General features: G+C 67.4%; 11 protein-coding genes. 6 read left to right on the plus strand and 5 right to left on the minus strand.

What is annotated here, in order from left to right:
• Positions 1 to 133: 133 nt before the first annotated feature.
• Both C8C94_RS19965 and C8C94_RS19970 read left to right on the plus strand, forming a co-directional pair.
• Positions 134 to 1,327: a YbfB/YjiJ family MFS transporter gene (locus C8C94_RS19965; RefSeq protein ID WP_233573613.1), complete on the plus strand. Its 1,194-nt coding sequence runs from the start codon at positions 134 to 136 to the stop codon at positions 1,325 to 1,327.
• Between the two features lie 52 nt (positions 1,328 to 1,379).
• A complete protein-coding gene (locus C8C94_RS19970) occupies positions 1,380 to 3,287 on the plus strand; it encodes an ankyrin repeat domain-containing protein (RefSeq protein ID WP_121421952.1) in 1,908 nt (635 codons plus the stop codon).
• A gap of 52 nt (positions 3,288 to 3,339) precedes the next feature.
• On the opposite strand, the gene C8C94_RS19975 is transcribed toward C8C94_RS19970, so the two are convergent.
• Together C8C94_RS19975 and C8C94_RS19980 are read right to left on the minus strand one after the other, a co-directional pair.
• Complete coding sequence (locus tag C8C94_RS19975) at positions 3,340 to 4,578, minus strand: ATP-binding protein (protein ID WP_121421953.1); 1,239 nt, start codon at positions 4,576 to 4,578, stop codon at positions 3,340 to 3,342.
• A gap of 47 nt (positions 4,579 to 4,625) precedes the next feature.
• Entirely contained in the window at positions 4,626 to 5,348 is a 723-nt protein-coding gene (locus tag C8C94_RS19980) for a response regulator transcription factor (RefSeq protein WP_055401574.1), read from the minus strand.
• 280 nt (positions 5,349 to 5,628) lie between these two features.
• Between C8C94_RS19980 and C8C94_RS19985 the strand changes: the two genes are divergently transcribed.
• Together C8C94_RS19985 and C8C94_RS19990 are read left to right on the plus strand one after the other, a co-directional pair.
• Positions 5,629 to 6,309 (plus strand): response regulator transcription factor, encoded by a 681-nt coding sequence (locus tag C8C94_RS19985; RefSeq protein ID WP_121423002.1) that lies wholly within the window; start codon positions 5,629 to 5,631, stop codon positions 6,307 to 6,309.
• Between the two features lie 13 nt (positions 6,310 to 6,322).
• On the plus strand, positions 6,323 to 8,236 hold the full coding sequence (locus tag C8C94_RS19990) for a sensor histidine kinase (RefSeq protein ID WP_158603837.1): 1,914 nt from the start codon (positions 6,323 to 6,325) through the stop codon (positions 8,234 to 8,236).
• On the opposite strand, the gene C8C94_RS19995 is transcribed toward C8C94_RS19990, so the two are convergent.
• Complete coding sequence (locus C8C94_RS19995; protein WP_121421955.1) at positions 8,118 to 9,536, minus strand: AmpG family muropeptide MFS transporter; 1,419 nt, start codon at positions 9,534 to 9,536, stop codon at positions 8,118 to 8,120. The two genes, C8C94_RS19990 and C8C94_RS19995, sit on opposite strands and share 119 nt — an antisense overlap.
• A gap of 130 nt (positions 9,537 to 9,666) precedes the next feature.
• Between C8C94_RS19995 and C8C94_RS20000 the strand changes: the two genes are divergently transcribed.
• The gene (locus C8C94_RS20000) at positions 9,667 to 10,518 is read left to right on the plus strand and encodes a M48 family metallopeptidase (RefSeq protein ID WP_055401567.1); all 852 of its coding nucleotides are present in this window, start codon (positions 9,667 to 9,669) and stop codon (positions 10,516 to 10,518) included.
• A gap of 138 nt (positions 10,519 to 10,656) precedes the next feature.
• Here C8C94_RS20000 and C8C94_RS20005 read toward each other — a convergent pair whose 3' ends face one another.
• Both C8C94_RS20005 and C8C94_RS20010 read right to left on the minus strand, forming a co-directional pair.
• Positions 10,657 to 11,721, minus strand: coding sequence for a GGDEF domain-containing protein (locus C8C94_RS20005; RefSeq protein ID WP_121421956.1), 1,065 nt, complete (start codon positions 11,719 to 11,721; stop codon positions 10,657 to 10,659).
• Positions 11,722 to 12,020: 299 nt separating this feature from the next.
• The gene (locus tag C8C94_RS20010; RefSeq protein ID WP_121421957.1) at positions 12,021 to 12,659 is read right to left on the minus strand and encodes an MBL fold metallo-hydrolase; all 639 of its coding nucleotides are present in this window, start codon (positions 12,657 to 12,659) and stop codon (positions 12,021 to 12,023) included.
• 174 nt (positions 12,660 to 12,833) lie between these two features.
• Here C8C94_RS20010 and C8C94_RS20015 point away from each other — a divergent pair, with 174 nt between their 5' ends.
• A complete protein-coding gene (locus tag C8C94_RS20015; RefSeq protein ID WP_121421958.1) occupies positions 12,834 to 14,564 on the plus strand; it encodes a PAS domain-containing methyl-accepting chemotaxis protein in 1,731 nt (576 codons plus the stop codon).
• Positions 14,565 to 14,573 lie beyond the last annotated feature (9 nt).

Consider the following 14,573-nt stretch of genomic DNA (forward strand, 5'->3'; position numbering starts at 1 on the left):
CCGCAACTCCCGTCCCATCGTCCCACCGCGCAATCGCCCCCATGCCGTGACCCAGGCCACTTCTTCTTCCACGCTTGCATCCATCCGCCGTGGCGACACCGGCTCCTCCGCGCTCCAGGTCGCACTGGCGGGCATGGCCGCGCTGGCGGCCGCCATGGGCATCGGCCGCTTCGCCTTCACACCGCTGTTGCCCATGATGCTGCACGACGGCGTGGTGGACATCGCCACCGGCAGCTGGCTGGCCACGGCCAACTACGCGGGCTACCTGGGGGGTGCGCTGCTGTACATGGCCTTGCCCTGGCTGGGCCGGCGCCTGAACGCGGTGCCTGGCAATGCAGCCCTGGTGCGCAGCGGGCTGGTGGCCACGGTGCTGCTCACGGCCGCGCTGGCCTTGCCATGGCCCTGGCTGTGGCCCCTGATGCGGTTGCTGGCCGGTGTGGCCAGCGCCATGGTGTTCCTGGGCACGGCCAACTGGTGCATGGGCCGGCTGGCCCACCTGGGGCATCCCGCCCTGGGCGGGTTGATCTTTTGCGGCCCGGGCCTGGGCATCGTCGCCACCGGCCTGCCCACCAGCGCCATGGTGGCAGCGGGCTGGAGCGCCGCCATGGGCTGGGCGGTGTTCGCCGTGCTTGCCGCCTTGCTGTGCGCGCTGGTGTGGCCGGTGGTGCGGGGCAGCGAAGCCTCCTCGGTGGTGCCAAGCGCCGCAAGCACGGTGGCCACGGCGCCACCTCCGCCCGCGCCGCATCCGGCAGCCGAGCGCGCCCTGCTGGCGCTGGCCTATGGCCTGGCCGGCCTGGGCTACATCGTCACGGCCACCTTCCTGCCCGTGATCGCGCGTGCCGCGCTGCCTGCAGGCTCGGCCTGGCCCGACCTGTTCTGGCCCATCTTCGGCGCGGGTGTGGCGCTGGGGGCGCTGCTGTCCACGCGCATTCACCCTGCGCGGGACCGGCGCCTGCTGCTGGCGGGGGCCTACCTGTTGCAGGCGGCGGCCATCGGCCTGGGCCTGCTCTGGCCCGGCCCGGCGGGCTTTGCATTCGGTAGCCTGCTGCTGGGCCTGCCCTTCACGGCCATCACGTTCTTTGCGTTGCAGGAGGCGCGACATCAGTGGCCCCAGGCTGGCGCAGGCTTCACCGGCCTGATGACCGCGCTTTACGGCATCGGCCAGATCGCGGGGCCGCCCATGGCGGCTGCACTCTTGGCGCGCGCGGGCTCGCAGGCGCAGGGGTTTGACTGGGCGCTGGGTGTGGCGGGGGCTGCGCTGGGGTTGGGGGCGGCGCTTTACGGCTTTATGGCGTGGCACTGGCGGGAAGTGCATCAAAAAAAGTAGCTGCTAGCGCTTGCTGTATAAGGCTTGGCTGCCCATCTGACCCAAAAATACCGTGAAGCGCCTCGACCTGACCCTGGCCGCGCAGCCTTTGGCGCAAACCCTTTCCACGTTGGCGGGCCGCGTCCCCGCGCGGCAGGCGCAGGCCCTGGCGCTGCTGGCTGACCATCAACGCTGGGACGCCCTGCTCGCGCTAGCCCGGCTGTGGGGGCGGCCGGGTGCCAGTGAACTGCTTCGGCCCAAGGGGTTCACTCCGTTTCTGTACCGCGCCAGCGCCTGCGCCGCCGCGTCCGTGGCAACGCTCGATGGCCTTCGCCGCCTGGGCGGCCTTCCAGGCAGCGACGCCCAGGTGGCCGCGCAGGCCCGCGAGTTGGCCGAGTGGGAGCGCGGCAAGTGGCCTGCTGCGCCCTCCACTTTGCATGCCTGGCTCAATGAAGGGTTGCGCTGGGCGGTGTCCGGCGGCGATGTGGCGCGTGTGGAGTGGTGGGTGGCAGTGGGGGCTGACCTGCACCACCACGATGCCAAAGGCGACAACGCCATCCAACGGGCCCGCACACCGGAAATGCTGGACTGGCTGCTGGTTCAGGGCGTGTCCACGGATGGGACATGCCGCCACGGGGGCCGCGTCGCCTGCAGCGTGGTGCGCTGGGGCCGTTATGAGGCGCTGCGCTGCCTGCAAACGCATGGCCTGGACATGGAAAAGCTGGATTGGCCGCCGTTGCACCGGTTGGTGGCGCTGGGCACGGCGAAGGAGGTGGGCTCTGCGCTGCAGGGGCCGGATGGTGCGGCTCTGCGCATGCAGCTTGAAGTCCGCGACGGCTGGAACCGCACGCCCGCCATCCACGCGGCGGCACAAGGTGCGGTGGACAAGCTCGCACTGCTGCGCGACGCAGGCGCCGACTTGCAGGTGAAGTGGCGCGATTTACCGCTGCTTCAGTGGATCATCGACTCCCGCCAGCCCGATGCGCTGCGCTGGTGGCTGGCCCAGCCGGGAGCGGATGTGGAAACGCCGCTGGGCGGCCTACGCGACACTCCCTTGCTCGCTGCGGTCGAGAACGACGACCTGCCCATGGCCAGTGCGCTGCTGCAAGCTGGCGCCGACCCTCAACGTTACAACGACAACAACGGCTGTCCCATCAACAGCGCCCGCAGTCGCGCCATGCTGGAGCTGCTGGTCGCCCACGGCGGCCAGATCCAGCACCTGGGCCGCGATGGCACGCGCCTCTGGCTGGGCCAGCCGCTGTGGGACGAGCGCGAGCCAGGCTGGCTCGTCACCTGCACGCCCGACGAGTTCAAGCAGCACCACACGCCCCGCCCAGGGCGGCACAACGGCGAGGACGTCACCACCGCCTTTCACCTTGCCATGCTGGAGTCGGGTGAAAGCGCATATGGCGCGGGCGAGGCGTTCGGATTGAACCGCAGCTTCAGCGATACACCCTGGCAGCACATCTGGAACGCCGACCGCTTCGGCCAAAGCCTGACCGGCCTGCCCGATGGTCGCTGGGTGCAGATCGGCGGAGAGCATGAGGACGGCTACGACCCCGACTTCTTCATCTACGCGGATGTGATCGTCCACACCCCGCCCAGCGAGCCGGGTGGCGCCTGGGACCGGCGCGTGTTCGCCTACCCGGAGGATGTGTTCCCGCCCACCGACTCCCACACCGCCACCCTGGTGGATGGCCGCATCATCGTCATCGGCTGCCTGGGCTACCCCGCGCAGCGCCGTCCTGGCGAGACGCCTGTCTACGCATTGGATGCGCACACCTTTCAGATGCAGAGGCTCGATGTCACGGGCACCGGGCCGGGCTGGCTGCACAAGCACCAGGCGCAGCGGGTGGCGCCGAGCGTGGTGGAGGTGTGGGGTGGAGAGCGCTGCACCGGCGCCGACCAATGGCAGGCCGTGCCGGGGCGTTGGCGGCTCGACCTGGCGCAGCTTCAATGGCAGGCCGTTGCTGGATCGTAAAAATTCAGGTCGATTTGGTTGCTAGCGCTTATCTGTAAAGCGCTAGAAGCTACTATTTTTGTAGCGGTAGCCGCAGCACAAAGCAGGCCCCAGGGGCGCCATCCGGCCGGTCCTCGCAGTGCACCGTGCCGTTGTGGCGCCCTGCAATCGAGCGCACCAGCGCCAGCCCCAGGCCCACGCCGCCTGCGCGTTCGCTGGCGCCGGGCAGGCGGTAGAAGGGCTCGAAGATGCGTTCGCGGTGGGTCACCGGCACGCCGGGACCCCGGTCGCACACGCGCACCTCGGCGTGACCCTGGCGGCGTTCGACCACCAGGGTGATCTCGCCGGTGCTGTAGCGCCGGGCGTTTTCCAACAGGTTGCGGATGGCGCGGCGCAGAAGCTTGGGGATGCCGCGCACGTCCACGGAGTCCGAACTCACGTCCAGATCGGCGTCCACGCGTGCACACTCTTCGGCGGCCAGGCCGATCAGATCCACCAGCTCCACAGTACCCACATCGGCTTCGCGTGCATCCAGGCGACTGGCCAGCAGGATCTCGTCCACCAGCTGGTCCAGCTCGGCAATGTTGCGCAGGATTTCCTCACGGAACGCGGGCGAGGGCTGCTGACCGCCCATCAGCTCCAGCCCCATGCGGATGCGGGTGAGCGGTGAGCGCAGTTCGTGCGAGGCGTTGGCCAGCAGCGACTTGTGCGACTTGACCAGCGTTTCCACGCGCGCAGCGGCGGCGTTGAACTGGCGCGCGAGGTCGGCCACTTCGTCCTGCCCTTGCTCGGGCACACGCACCGACAGGTCACCCTCGCCAAACTTTTGCACGCTGCGTTGCAGGGCTTCGAGCCGCAGCGTGAGGCGCCGGATGATGGGGTACACACCCACGGCCACGGCCAGGCCCACGATGCCCAGCAGCCACAAAAAGCCGAACGGTGGCCGGGTCCAGAACGCGGCGTCGCCCTGGTTCGGACCTCCGGGTCGGCCGCCCCGATCGCCGCGTGGCTGGCGAGGCGCCATCTGCAGCAGAAAGACCTGCCCGGTGTCCGATTGGATCTGGAATTCAATGCCTTCGCCCGGCTCGCTGGGCTGGCGCGTGGCCAGGCCCTTGAGCACCTGCGTGCCGTTGGGATCGCGCAGCACCATCTCGCGCGAGGGCGGCACGAACGGCTGGGCGTTTTGCGCCTTTTGTTCCTCGGCCATGCGCCAGGCCCAGCCCACGGTCAGCGTCAGCACCGCGATGCCGCCGACCACGGCCAGCCAGATGCGCAGGTACAGACGGCGGGAGAAGGGGGTGGAAAGGGACATTCAGCAAAAGTGGAGGTGCGCGCCGCAGCGGGGCCGCGCCCTACCGGTCAGTCTTGTTGTTTCGCAAAAACGTAGCCCACGCCACGCACCGTGAGGATGCGGCGCGGGTTCTTGGCGTCGGCCTCTATGGCGGCACGGATGCGGCCCATGTGCACGTCGATGGAACGGTCAAACGCCTCCAGCTCGCGGCCGCGCACGGCCTCCATGATCTGGTCGCGCGTGAGCACCCGGCCCGCGCGCTCGGCCAGCGCCACCAGCAGGTCGAACTGGTAGGAGGTGAGGTCGGCCAGCTCGCCTGCCACGGTCACGGTGCGGGCGTCGCGGTCGATCTCCAGCGTGCCAAAACGCAGGACCTGCGTGGCCGCCGTTGCATTGCCGCCATCGGTGCGGCGGCGCAGGATGGCGCGGATGCGGGCCAGCAGCTCGCGCGGCTCAAACGGCTTGGGCAGGTAATCGTCGGCACCCAGCTCCAGGCCGATGATGCGGTCCATGGGGTCGCCCTTGGCGGTGAGCATGAGCACCGGCACCTGGGCCGCATGGCCTTGCAACGAGCGGATGCGCCGGCACACTTCCAGGCCGTCCATGTCGGGCAGCATGAGGTCCAGGATCACGAGGTCGGGCAGCGGCCCGGCGTCGGGTCCCTGCAGCTGCGCTAGGCCACTCTTGCCGTCCGCGCGGTGCGTGACCTGCAGGCCCGACTGGCCCAGGTACTCGCCCACCATCTGTGCGAGGCGGGCGTCGTCTTCGATCATCAGCAGTTGGGAACTCATGGGGGCAGTGTAGTAGCGGGTGGCTTCATGGTCGCCAAGGGCTGTCTCGGTGCGTTGTCGGCCATGTAAACCTCCCGTAAAGCCACCAAGCCCGTGCAGCCGTACGACCGCGGTCAAACTTGCCCTGCCGCGCGGTCCCGCCCGGGCCGCTTGTGTTGCACGCATGCCATGCGCAGGAGGCGCAGCTTCTTCTTGTGTGGGCACTGCTTTGCCCCTACGCTCGGAGCATGAATTCCCCCTTCCTTACGCCGGGATGCCACGGCGCCAGCCCGCCGTCCGCATGACGCTCCCGGAGCCTCGCCTTGCCCCGTCCGGGCGCGACATCTCCGTGGCGATCGTGGAGGACGATCCGCGCACGCGGCGGCGGTTCGAGCACGCGCTGGCGCGGGCCGACCGCCTGTGGCTGGCCTACTCTGCGGGCACGGTGGGCGAGATGGTGGCTTGGCTGCGCGACAACCGTGTGGACGTGCTCCTCGTGGACCTCGGGTTGCCCGACGGCTCCGGCCTTCAGGTCATCAGCCATTGCCGCAAGCTTTCGCCCGGAACCGAGATCATGGTCATCAGCATGTTCGGTGACGAGGCCAACATGATGCGCGCCTTCGAAGCCGGCGCACGCGGCTACCTCCTCAAGGACGGGACCGAAGACGATCTCGCCGACCACGTCCTGAGCCTGAATGCCGGCGGATCGCCCATGACCCCCATCATCGCGCGCCAGTTGCTGACACGTCTGTCGCCCGCGCCAGCGACGACCAGTGCGCCTCCCGCCGATGCGACCTTGACGGCGCGGGAGCGGGATATCCTCGCCAAGCTTGCGCGCGGCTACACCTACGCCGAAACCGCAGAGATCCTGGGCATCTCGCCTTCCACGGTCCAATCGCATGTCAAGAACATCTACAGCAAGCTGGCGGTTCATTCAAAGACGGAGGCGATTCACGAGGCGCGGCAGCTGGGGCTTCTGTAGCAGGCTACCGGGCATGCCGCGGGAGGCGCCGCTGCGCGTGCTCTGGATTGCGGTGCTGTGGGTGCTTCTCGGCGGCACGGTGCAGGCCCAACCGGAGGTAGGGACGATTGCGCAGGCCCATGCGTACCTCGAACCCGATGGCGCCGAACCCTGGGCGGGGCTGGTGGCGCTTCCGCATCTCTGGGACAAGGCCTACCCCGGCAAGTCCGGGCGCGCGCGCTACCTGCTGACGCTTCCCCCCGTGCCGTCCGATGGAATCCTCAGGGGGGTCTATTTTCCCCGGGTGGGCAACCAGGTCGAAGTCTTCGTCGGCGGCGATCTGATTGCACACCGCGGCGTGCTGGGCGACGGCCGCACCGATGCGACCAAGGCGCCGCTGTGGGTGCCCGTGCCTGCGCGCCTGTTGTCCCCAAGCGTCCCCACCGTGCTGGAGGTTCGTGTAGCCGTGCAAGCGGTGCGCTGGGGTGGACTGGCCGCACCGCGCTTCGGGCCCGAGGCCGTGCTTCAGCCGCAGTACCGCGAGCGCTATGTCTGGCGGCAGTGGGGCGCAGTGGCCGTGGTGTTTGCACTGGCCCTCACGGGCGTGATTGCCGCAGGGCTATGGCACCTCAACCGGGAGCCGGTGTACGGCTATTTCGCGCTGTGCGCGCCGTTCGGGATGCTGCGCTTCGGCGACCGGCTGTGGAGCACCTCGCCCCTGGGATGGCCGGTGTGGGGTGGCATCGTGGCGCTCTCGCTGGCGGTGCACGTCCTGCTGCTGGTGCGCTTCTCGCTGGCTTTGATCGGCCGCGACGGGCTCGGGGCCCGGCGGGCGTTCTGGGTGCTGCTGCTCGCTGAAACCCTCCTGGTGTCAGCAGCTTTTGGCCTGTTCCAGCCGGAGTACTGGACCGCCGCCCTGGGATTGCTGTTCGTGCCTGCGGTTGGGGCCTATGTCATCGCTGCACGGGAAGCGATCGTGGCCCGCAAGCCCGAGGCCATCGCCTTCTGTATTGCCAGCTTCGTTCCCATAGGCGCGGGCCTGTACGACTTCCTGGAGATCCGCATCGCGACAGAAAGCGTGGGGCGCTCTTCGTACCTTCCGCTGGCGACCATGCTCTTCGTGCTCCTGATGGGCTGGCTCATCCTGGATCGTTATGCCCGCCAGGTGCGTGCATACCAGGCCCTGAGCAATTCCCTGGACGAGAAGGTGCGCCAGCGTGAGCGTGAGCTGGAGGTCAGCTACGCGCTCCTGCAGCAGGAGCATGAGCAGCACGCGGCCCTGCAGGAGCGCCAGCGCATCATGCGCGACATCCACGACGGCGTGGGGTCGCAACTCGTAGGGCTGCTCAGCCTCATTGGCAAAGGCCGGTCCAGCCGCGCCGAGCTGCGTGAGCATGCTCACGCAGCGCTCGATGAACTGCGCATGGCCGTGGACGCCATGCAGCCGGTGGACGGTGACCTGGCCACCGTGCTGGCCACGCTGCGCTACCGGCTGCAGCCGCGGCTGGCCGCCTCGGGCATCTCGGTCGATTGGCAGGTGGACGAAGAACTGCCCACGCTGGAAAGCCTCACGCCGCACAGGGTGCTTCAGATCCAGCGCATCCTGCTGGAGGCATTCACCAACGTGCTGCGGCATGCGCAGGCCACCCGCGTACGGGTCAGCGCGCGCCAGCAGCCGGGGCCGGCACGCCAGCCCGATGATGAGTCGCCGTGTCTGGTACTGGAGATCGCCGACAACGGCATCGGCATGCCCGGCCCGGCTACAGCCGGGGGCCAGGGCCTGGCCAACATGCGCGCACGCGCGCAGGCTATCGGCGCGCACCTGGATGTCACGTCTGTGCCGGGCCAGGGGACGTGTGTGCGGATTGCGTTGCTGGGGGAGCCTGCACCCGCGATGCCAGCCACACCAGCACCAGCACCGGCAACCCCAGCAGCGCCGTCGATGTGAAGAACTGCGCATAGCCAAACGCATTCACGTAGTCGCCCGAGAAACCCGCCACAAACTTGGGCAGCAGCAACATCATCGAGCTGAACAGTGCGTACTGCGTGGCCGAGTAACTCACGTTCGTCAGGCTCGACAGATAGGCAATGAATGCGGCCGACGCAATGCCGCTGGCCAGGTTGTCGGCCGACACCACGGCAATTAACGCCGTCACGTCGTGTCCGTGGCCCGCCAGCCACGCGAACAGCAGATTGCTGGCCGCGCTCAGGATGGCGCCCAGCATCAGGATGCGCATCACGCCAAACCGCATCGACAACACGCCGCCCACAAAGGCGCCGGCCAGCGTCATGATCACGCCGTAGATCTTGGTCACGGCGGCGACCTCGTCCTTGGTGAAGCCCATGTCCACATAAAACGGGTTGGCCATGATGCCCATCACCACATCGCTGATGCGGTACACGGCGATCAGCGCCAAGATCAGCGCCGCGTGCCAGCCGTAGCGGCGCAGAAAATCGGCAAAGGGCTCCACCATGGCGCTCTGGATCCACTCCGCCGCGTTGCGCGCAGGGGGCAGTTGCACGGGCGCGGGCTCGCGTGAGAACAGCACGGTGACCACGCCCACGGCCATCGAGGCCGCCATCACCAGGTACGCCACTTGCCACGCGCTGTTCTGGTAGGCCGCAGCGCCTTGTGCGATGGCCTGGCCCACGGCGGGCGCCACCTCGGAGCGCGCTGCAATCCACAACACGCCCGCTCCGGCCCAGATCATGGCCAGGCGGTAGCCCGTCTGGTACGACGCTGCCAGCGCCGCCTGGTGGTTGGCGTCGGCGGATTCGATGCGAAACGCATCGAGCGCGATGTCCTGCGTGGCCGAGCCAAATGCCACGGCCAACGCGCACCACACGATGGGCCCCAGGGTCTGGCGCGGGTCGGCCAGCGCCATGCCGATGAGCCCGCCCACGATCAGCGCCTGCGACAGCAGCAGCCAGCTGCGCCTGCGCCCCAGCGCGTTTGTGAGCAGCGGAATCGGCAGCCGGTCTACCAGTGGCGCCCACACCCACTTGAAGCCGTAGGCCAGGCCCACCCAGCTCAGATACCCGATGGTGCTGCGGTCAATACCCGCCTCGCGCAGGCGAAAGCTCAGCGTGCCCAGCACCAGCAGCAGTGGCAGCCCGGCCGAAAAGCCGAGCGTCAACATGCGCAGGCTGGCGGGCTCCAGGTACACGCGCAGGGTCTGCAGCCAGGGCGTGCGGGGCGGCTTTTCCGGGGTGAGGTTGGGGGCGGATGAAGTGGAGGTGTCTGACATGGTCGCGCGGAGGTTTTGTCTATCATCGCCGACACACCCTTGTAGCCAGCCTGCCGGCCTCCATCTGCGCGGCAGACTCTGGTGTGTTGTGTGCCAGCTCTGCTCATTATTCCTTCTGGGATCGCCTTGTATGTGTCTTTTCTGCCCCGCTCCCTCTGTTGCGCCCTCGTCCCCGTGGTCGGCGCGCCGCGCCTTCCTGCTGGCGGCAGGCGCCAGCGCTGCGGCGCCAGTGCTCGCGCAGGTCGAGGTGGGCTCGGCATCCAGCCTGCGCAAGCTGGTGCCCGCTGAAACGCTGGAAAACTCCGCCGCCCAGCAGTACCAGCAGATGCTGCAGCAGGCCAAGGCCAAGCGCGCGCTGGCACCCAGCGACCACCCGCAGCTGCAGCGCCTGCACGCCATCGCCAAGCGGCTGATTCCGCACACCATGCCGTGGAACGACCGCGCCAAACAATGGCGCTGGGAGGTCAACCTCATCGGCAGTTCGCAGATCAACGCCTTCTGCATGCCCGGCGGCAAGATTGCGTTCTACACCGGCATCCTGGACCAGCTCAAGCTCACCGACGATGAGACCGCCATGATCATGGGCCACGAAATGGCCCACGCCCTGCGTGAACACGCGCGCGAGCGCATCGCCAAGACGCAGGGCACCAACCTGGCACTGCGCCTGGGCTCGCAGCTGCTGGGGCTTGGCGACCTGGGCCAGGCGGCGGCGGGGCTGGGTGGGCAGCTGCTCACGCTGCAGTTCAGCCGCTCGGACGAGACGGATGCCGACCTGGTGGGGCTGGAGCTGGCCGCCCGCGCAGGCTACCAGCCCTCGGCCGCCGTAAGCCTGTGGCAGAAGATGGGCAACGCCAGCGGCAGCAAGCAGGGCGGGCTGGCGTTTTTGTCCACACACCCTTCAGGCCCCGCGCGCATCCGTGAGCTGGAGGTGAATGTGCCCAAAGTGCAGGGCCTGTACGAGGCGGCGCGGCGCAACGGGTAGTCGTGGACGGCGGGTGGGTGGCAGAGGCGCGCCATCGAAAGGTGCCTGGGAATCCTGATGCTACTGTTTTAATAGCTTATAGCGCTTGATGAGTAAGCGATAGGGGCTAATTTGACTAGGAATCTGGCTGCCGTGGAGCTATGCCACGCTCACCCGGTTGCGGCCCGCGTTCTTGCTTTGGTACAGCGCCTTGTCGGCGCGTGCAATGGCAGCTTGCAGGTCTTCGGCGCTGTGCACCTGGGCCACGCCAAACGACATGGTCAGCGCGATGGGCGCCTGGCCCACGTCCAGTGGCGTTTGCTCGATGGCGGCGCGGATGCGTTCGGCGGTAGCGCAGGCGGCGTCCAGCGGGCTGGCGGGCATCAGCGCCAAAAACTCCTCGCCGCCCCAACGCGCCAGCACGTCCCCTTCGCGCAGGTTGGCGGCCAGCACTTTGGCCATGGCCACCAGTACCTCGTCACCCACGGCGTGGCCGTATTGGTCGTTGATCCGTTTGAACAAGTCCACATCACACAGCAGCAGGGTCACTGGCGCGCCGTCGCGCTGGCTGCGCGCCAGCGCGTTGGTGGACAGGGCTTCGAAGTGGCTGCGGTTGGCCAGGCCGGTCAGCGGGTCGAGCGTGGCCTGCTTGCGCAAGCGGGCCTCCGCGATCAGGATCGTGCGGCGGTAAAAGGCCGACAGCGCGGCCGACATGGCGAACACCAGGCAGATGTGTACCCAGTTCACGATGTTGACGCTGCGGGCGGGCAGAGGGTCGAGCGGGCCCAGGTGGCTGCTCAGTGCATGCAGGCCCAGGTAGTACGCCAGCAACGCCAGCACCATCGGCGCGGCATACCCGCGCGTATTGGCAATCACGATGGCAGGAATGAACATCAGCAGGTAGTAGTGAAATCCGCTGTCCCAGCCGATGAGCAGCGATCCCAATGCCGAATGCCCCACCACCTCCAGCCAGATCAGCACCAGCCCGGCCACGTTGTAGCGTTTCTGTATGAGCCGGTATGCGCCCAGGTACATGCCGATGCTGATCACGTTGATGGCCGCCAGGGGCAGCGAGCCCAGCCACAGAAACAGCACGATGTAGCCCACATCAATGGCCGCTGCGGTCAGCGCCACCCGCTGCACCATGGCCCAGTAAGCCTTGCCCGCCAGGCTGGAGCCGCGCTGCGGTGCTAGGGGAGGGCGTGGCTTGAAGGTGGGGTTCATGGCGCGAAAGCGGGGCGGGGAGGATGGAGCCTGGGCAAGGGTGCCACAAGCTGCTTACAACACGATACATCGTAAGCATGCAGACCATCGGCGGTCCGCAGAACTGGCCGCTTTTGCCGCGCATATCCGCCCCGGGCGGGCGCCTGGGTGGGGCGAGGCGACCTCCTAAAAGGAGAATGTAGTAGTCAAATTTTCCGCTAGCGCTTGTCCATCAAGCGCTGGCAGCTATCAAAAAGATACTAGTGAGGCGATGTGCAGCGAAGCACTGCGGGACGTTTCTGAGGCTCTTCAGGCACGTCTCAGGTCCCGCCCACGTAGGGATTGCTCTGGCGCTCTCGCCCAAACGTGCTCTCCGGACCGTGCCCGGGGATGAAAACGGTCTGGTTACCCATGGGCCACAAGCGCTGGGTGATGCTGTCGATGAGCTGCTGGTGGTTGCCCTGTGGAAAGTCGGTGCGGCCCATGCTGCCCGCAAACAGCACATCGCCCACAAACGCCCGGTCGATCTGCGGCGCGTGGAATACCACATGCCCGGGGGTGTGCCCGGGGCAGTGGCGCACGTTCAGGGTCTCGTTGCCGATCTGCACCGTGTCGCCATCGTGCAGCCAGCGCGTTGGCGTGAAGTGCTGCGCGGGCGGAAACCCAAACATCGCGCTTTGCTGCGGCAGGCCGTCAATCCAGAACTGGTCACCCGGGTGCGGGCCGACGATGGGCAGCGAAAGCCGCTCTGCCAGCTCGCCCGTGCCGCCCGCGTGGTCGATGTGGGCGTGGGTGAGCCAGATCTGTTCGAGCGTGAGGCCCAGGCGCTGGATCTCTGTCAGCAGCACCTCCAGGTCGCCGCCGGGGTCGATCACGGCAGCTTTGTGGGTGGCGTCGCACCAGACGAGGGAGCAGTTTTGCTGGAACGCGGTGACGGGGATGGTGAGGTACCGGAGCATGGGGTTGGTTGTGCCAGAAAAGCAAAATTAAGCCATACTCGTTCAAGCGTTTCATCTGGTTGCATTTGCCGCCAGATGCTGGCGGCTCGCCGCCACCGCGCAAAGGGCTCTACCCCGAATCCCTCATCCAGGCGATCAGCCCGTGGCGCTTGGGGCCCCAACCGACACTTCACCATGAACATTTCTACCGAAACCCTCCCATCCACCCCCCAGGAGGCCGCGCGCACTGCTGCTTTGCTGGCGGCGCTAGAGCATGTGCAGGCCGTGGTCGAGTTTGACCTGGAGGGCCGGGTGCTGCGGGCCAACAGCCTGTTTCTGAACCTGATGGGCTACAGCGCCCATGAGGTCCTGGGCCAGCACCACCGCATGTTCTGTCCGCCCGAGGTGACGGCCAGCGAGTCGTACCGGGCACTGTGGGAGGGACTGCGCGCAGGGCAGGTGCGCGAGGATGTGTTTTTGCGGGTCACCAAGGCGGGCAAGCCGGTCTGGCTGCAGGCCTCTTACAACCCCGTGCGGGATGCCGAAGGCCGTACGGTGGGTGTGGTCAAGCTGGCCACCGACATCACCGCGCAGCGGGCACAGCAGGCAGACTTTGAGGGCAAGATCGCAGCGATCCATCGGGTGCAGGCTGTGATCGAGTTCGACCTGACGGGCCGGATTCTGGACGCCAACACGAACTTTCTGGACACCTTCGGCTATGGGCGTGACGAGGTCGTGGGCCAGCACCACCGCATGTTCTGCCAACCCGAGTTTGCAGCCTCCAGCGAATATGCAGACCTTTGGGCGCGCCTGGGCCGTGGCGAGTTCTTTGCCGGGCGCTATCGCCGCCTTTCCAAGGAGGGCAAAGAGATCTGGCTGCAGGCTTCGTACAACCCGATCCTGGATGTCACCGGCAAGCCGTACAAGGTGGTCAAGTTCGCTGTCGACATCACGCACGACATGACGTCGGCCGCCGAGACCAAGGGCAAGATCGACGCCATCAGCCTGTCGCAAGCGGTGATCGAGTTCGATATGCAAGGGAACGTGCTGGTGGCGAATCCGAACTTCCTGCGCACCATGGGCTACACACTGGCAGAAATTCGCGGCCAGCACCACAGCATGTTCTGCGAGCCCGGCCTGGTGCAAAGCCGGGCTTACCGCGACTTCTGGGCGGATCTGGGCGAGGGCAAGTTCCAGAGCGCACGCTACCGCCGCATCGGCAAGCACGGCGCAGAGGTCTGGATCCAGGCCACGTACAACCCCATCCTCGATGTCGATGGCCGCCCCTACAAGGTGGTCAAGTACGCGATCGACATCACCGCACAGGTGCAGCGCGAGCGTGCGGTGGCGCAGAAAGTGCAGGACATCACCGCCGTGCTCCATGCCATGAGCGATGCGATCAAGCGGCTGGCGCGCAGTGCCGGCCGCTCCACCGAGCTGGCCGAGCAGACCCAGCGCGAGGCGGGCGACGGCAGCGGGCTGGTGCGCCGTTCGCGGGACGCGATCCTCGCCATCGAGCGTTCATCTTCGGACATCCATGAAATTGTGGACACGATCAGCGAGATCTCCAGCCAGACCCATCTGCTGGCCTTCAACGCGGCCATCGAGGCCGCGCGCGCTGGCGAGCAAGGGGTGGGCTTTTCGGTGGTGGCGGACGAAGTGCGCAAGCTGGCCGAGAAGTCGTCGCTGGCCGCGCGCGAGATTGCCAAGCTGATCCACCAGACCGTCAGCCGCGTTGCCGAGGGCAGTCGCCTGTCCGAGGAGGTGGATGCGGCGTTCTCGCGCATCCTGGGCGCGGTCGAAGCCACAACGCGCTCGATCAGCGAGATCCGCATTGCGACCGAGGAGCAGGAGCATTCGACGCAAGATGTGGCCCGGCTGCTTGAAGACTTGCAGGGCCGTGGCAGCCCGCGCCAGGCGGATTGAGCCTTGCTT

Source organism: Acidovorax sp. 94 (assembly GCF_003634645.1).
GTDB classification, from domain to species: domain Bacteria; phylum Pseudomonadota; class Gammaproteobacteria; order Burkholderiales; family Burkholderiaceae_C; genus Acidovorax; species Acidovorax facilis.

Bases quoted from the DNA above. Each gene is read 5' to 3' on its own strand.
- C8C94_RS19985 (WP_121423002.1), top strand. From the start codon at position 5,629: ATGACGCTCCCGGAGCCTCGCCTTGCCCCGTCCGGGCGCGACATCTCC.
- C8C94_RS20005 (WP_121421956.1), bottom strand. From the start codon at position 11,721: ATGAACCCCACCTTCAAGCCACGCCCTCCCCTAGCACCGCAGCGCGGC.
- C8C94_RS19995 (WP_121421955.1), bottom strand. From the start codon at position 9,536: ATGTCAGACACCTCCACTTCATCCGCCCCCAACCTCACCCCGGAAAAG.
- C8C94_RS20010 (WP_121421957.1), bottom strand. From the start codon at position 12,659: ATGCTCCGGTACCTCACCATCCCCGTCACCGCGTTCCAGCAAAACTGC.
- C8C94_RS19975 (WP_121421953.1), bottom strand. From the start codon at position 4,578: ATGTCCCTTTCCACCCCCTTCTCCCGCCGTCTGTACCTGCGCATCTGG.
- C8C94_RS19990 (WP_158603837.1), top strand. From the start codon at position 6,323: ATGCCGCGGGAGGCGCCGCTGCGCGTGCTCTGGATTGCGGTGCTGTGG.
- C8C94_RS20015 (WP_121421958.1), top strand. From the start codon at position 12,834: ATGAACATTTCTACCGAAACCCTCCCATCCACCCCCCAGGAGGCCGCG.
- C8C94_RS19980 (WP_055401574.1), bottom strand. From the start codon at position 5,348: ATGAGTTCCCAACTGCTGATGATCGAAGACGACGCCCGCCTCGCACAG.
- C8C94_RS19965 (WP_233573613.1), top strand. From the start codon at position 134: ATGGCCGCGCTGGCGGCCGCCATGGGCATCGGCCGCTTCGCCTTCACA.
- C8C94_RS20000 (WP_055401567.1), top strand. From the start codon at position 9,667: ATGTGTCTTTTCTGCCCCGCTCCCTCTGTTGCGCCCTCGTCCCCGTGG.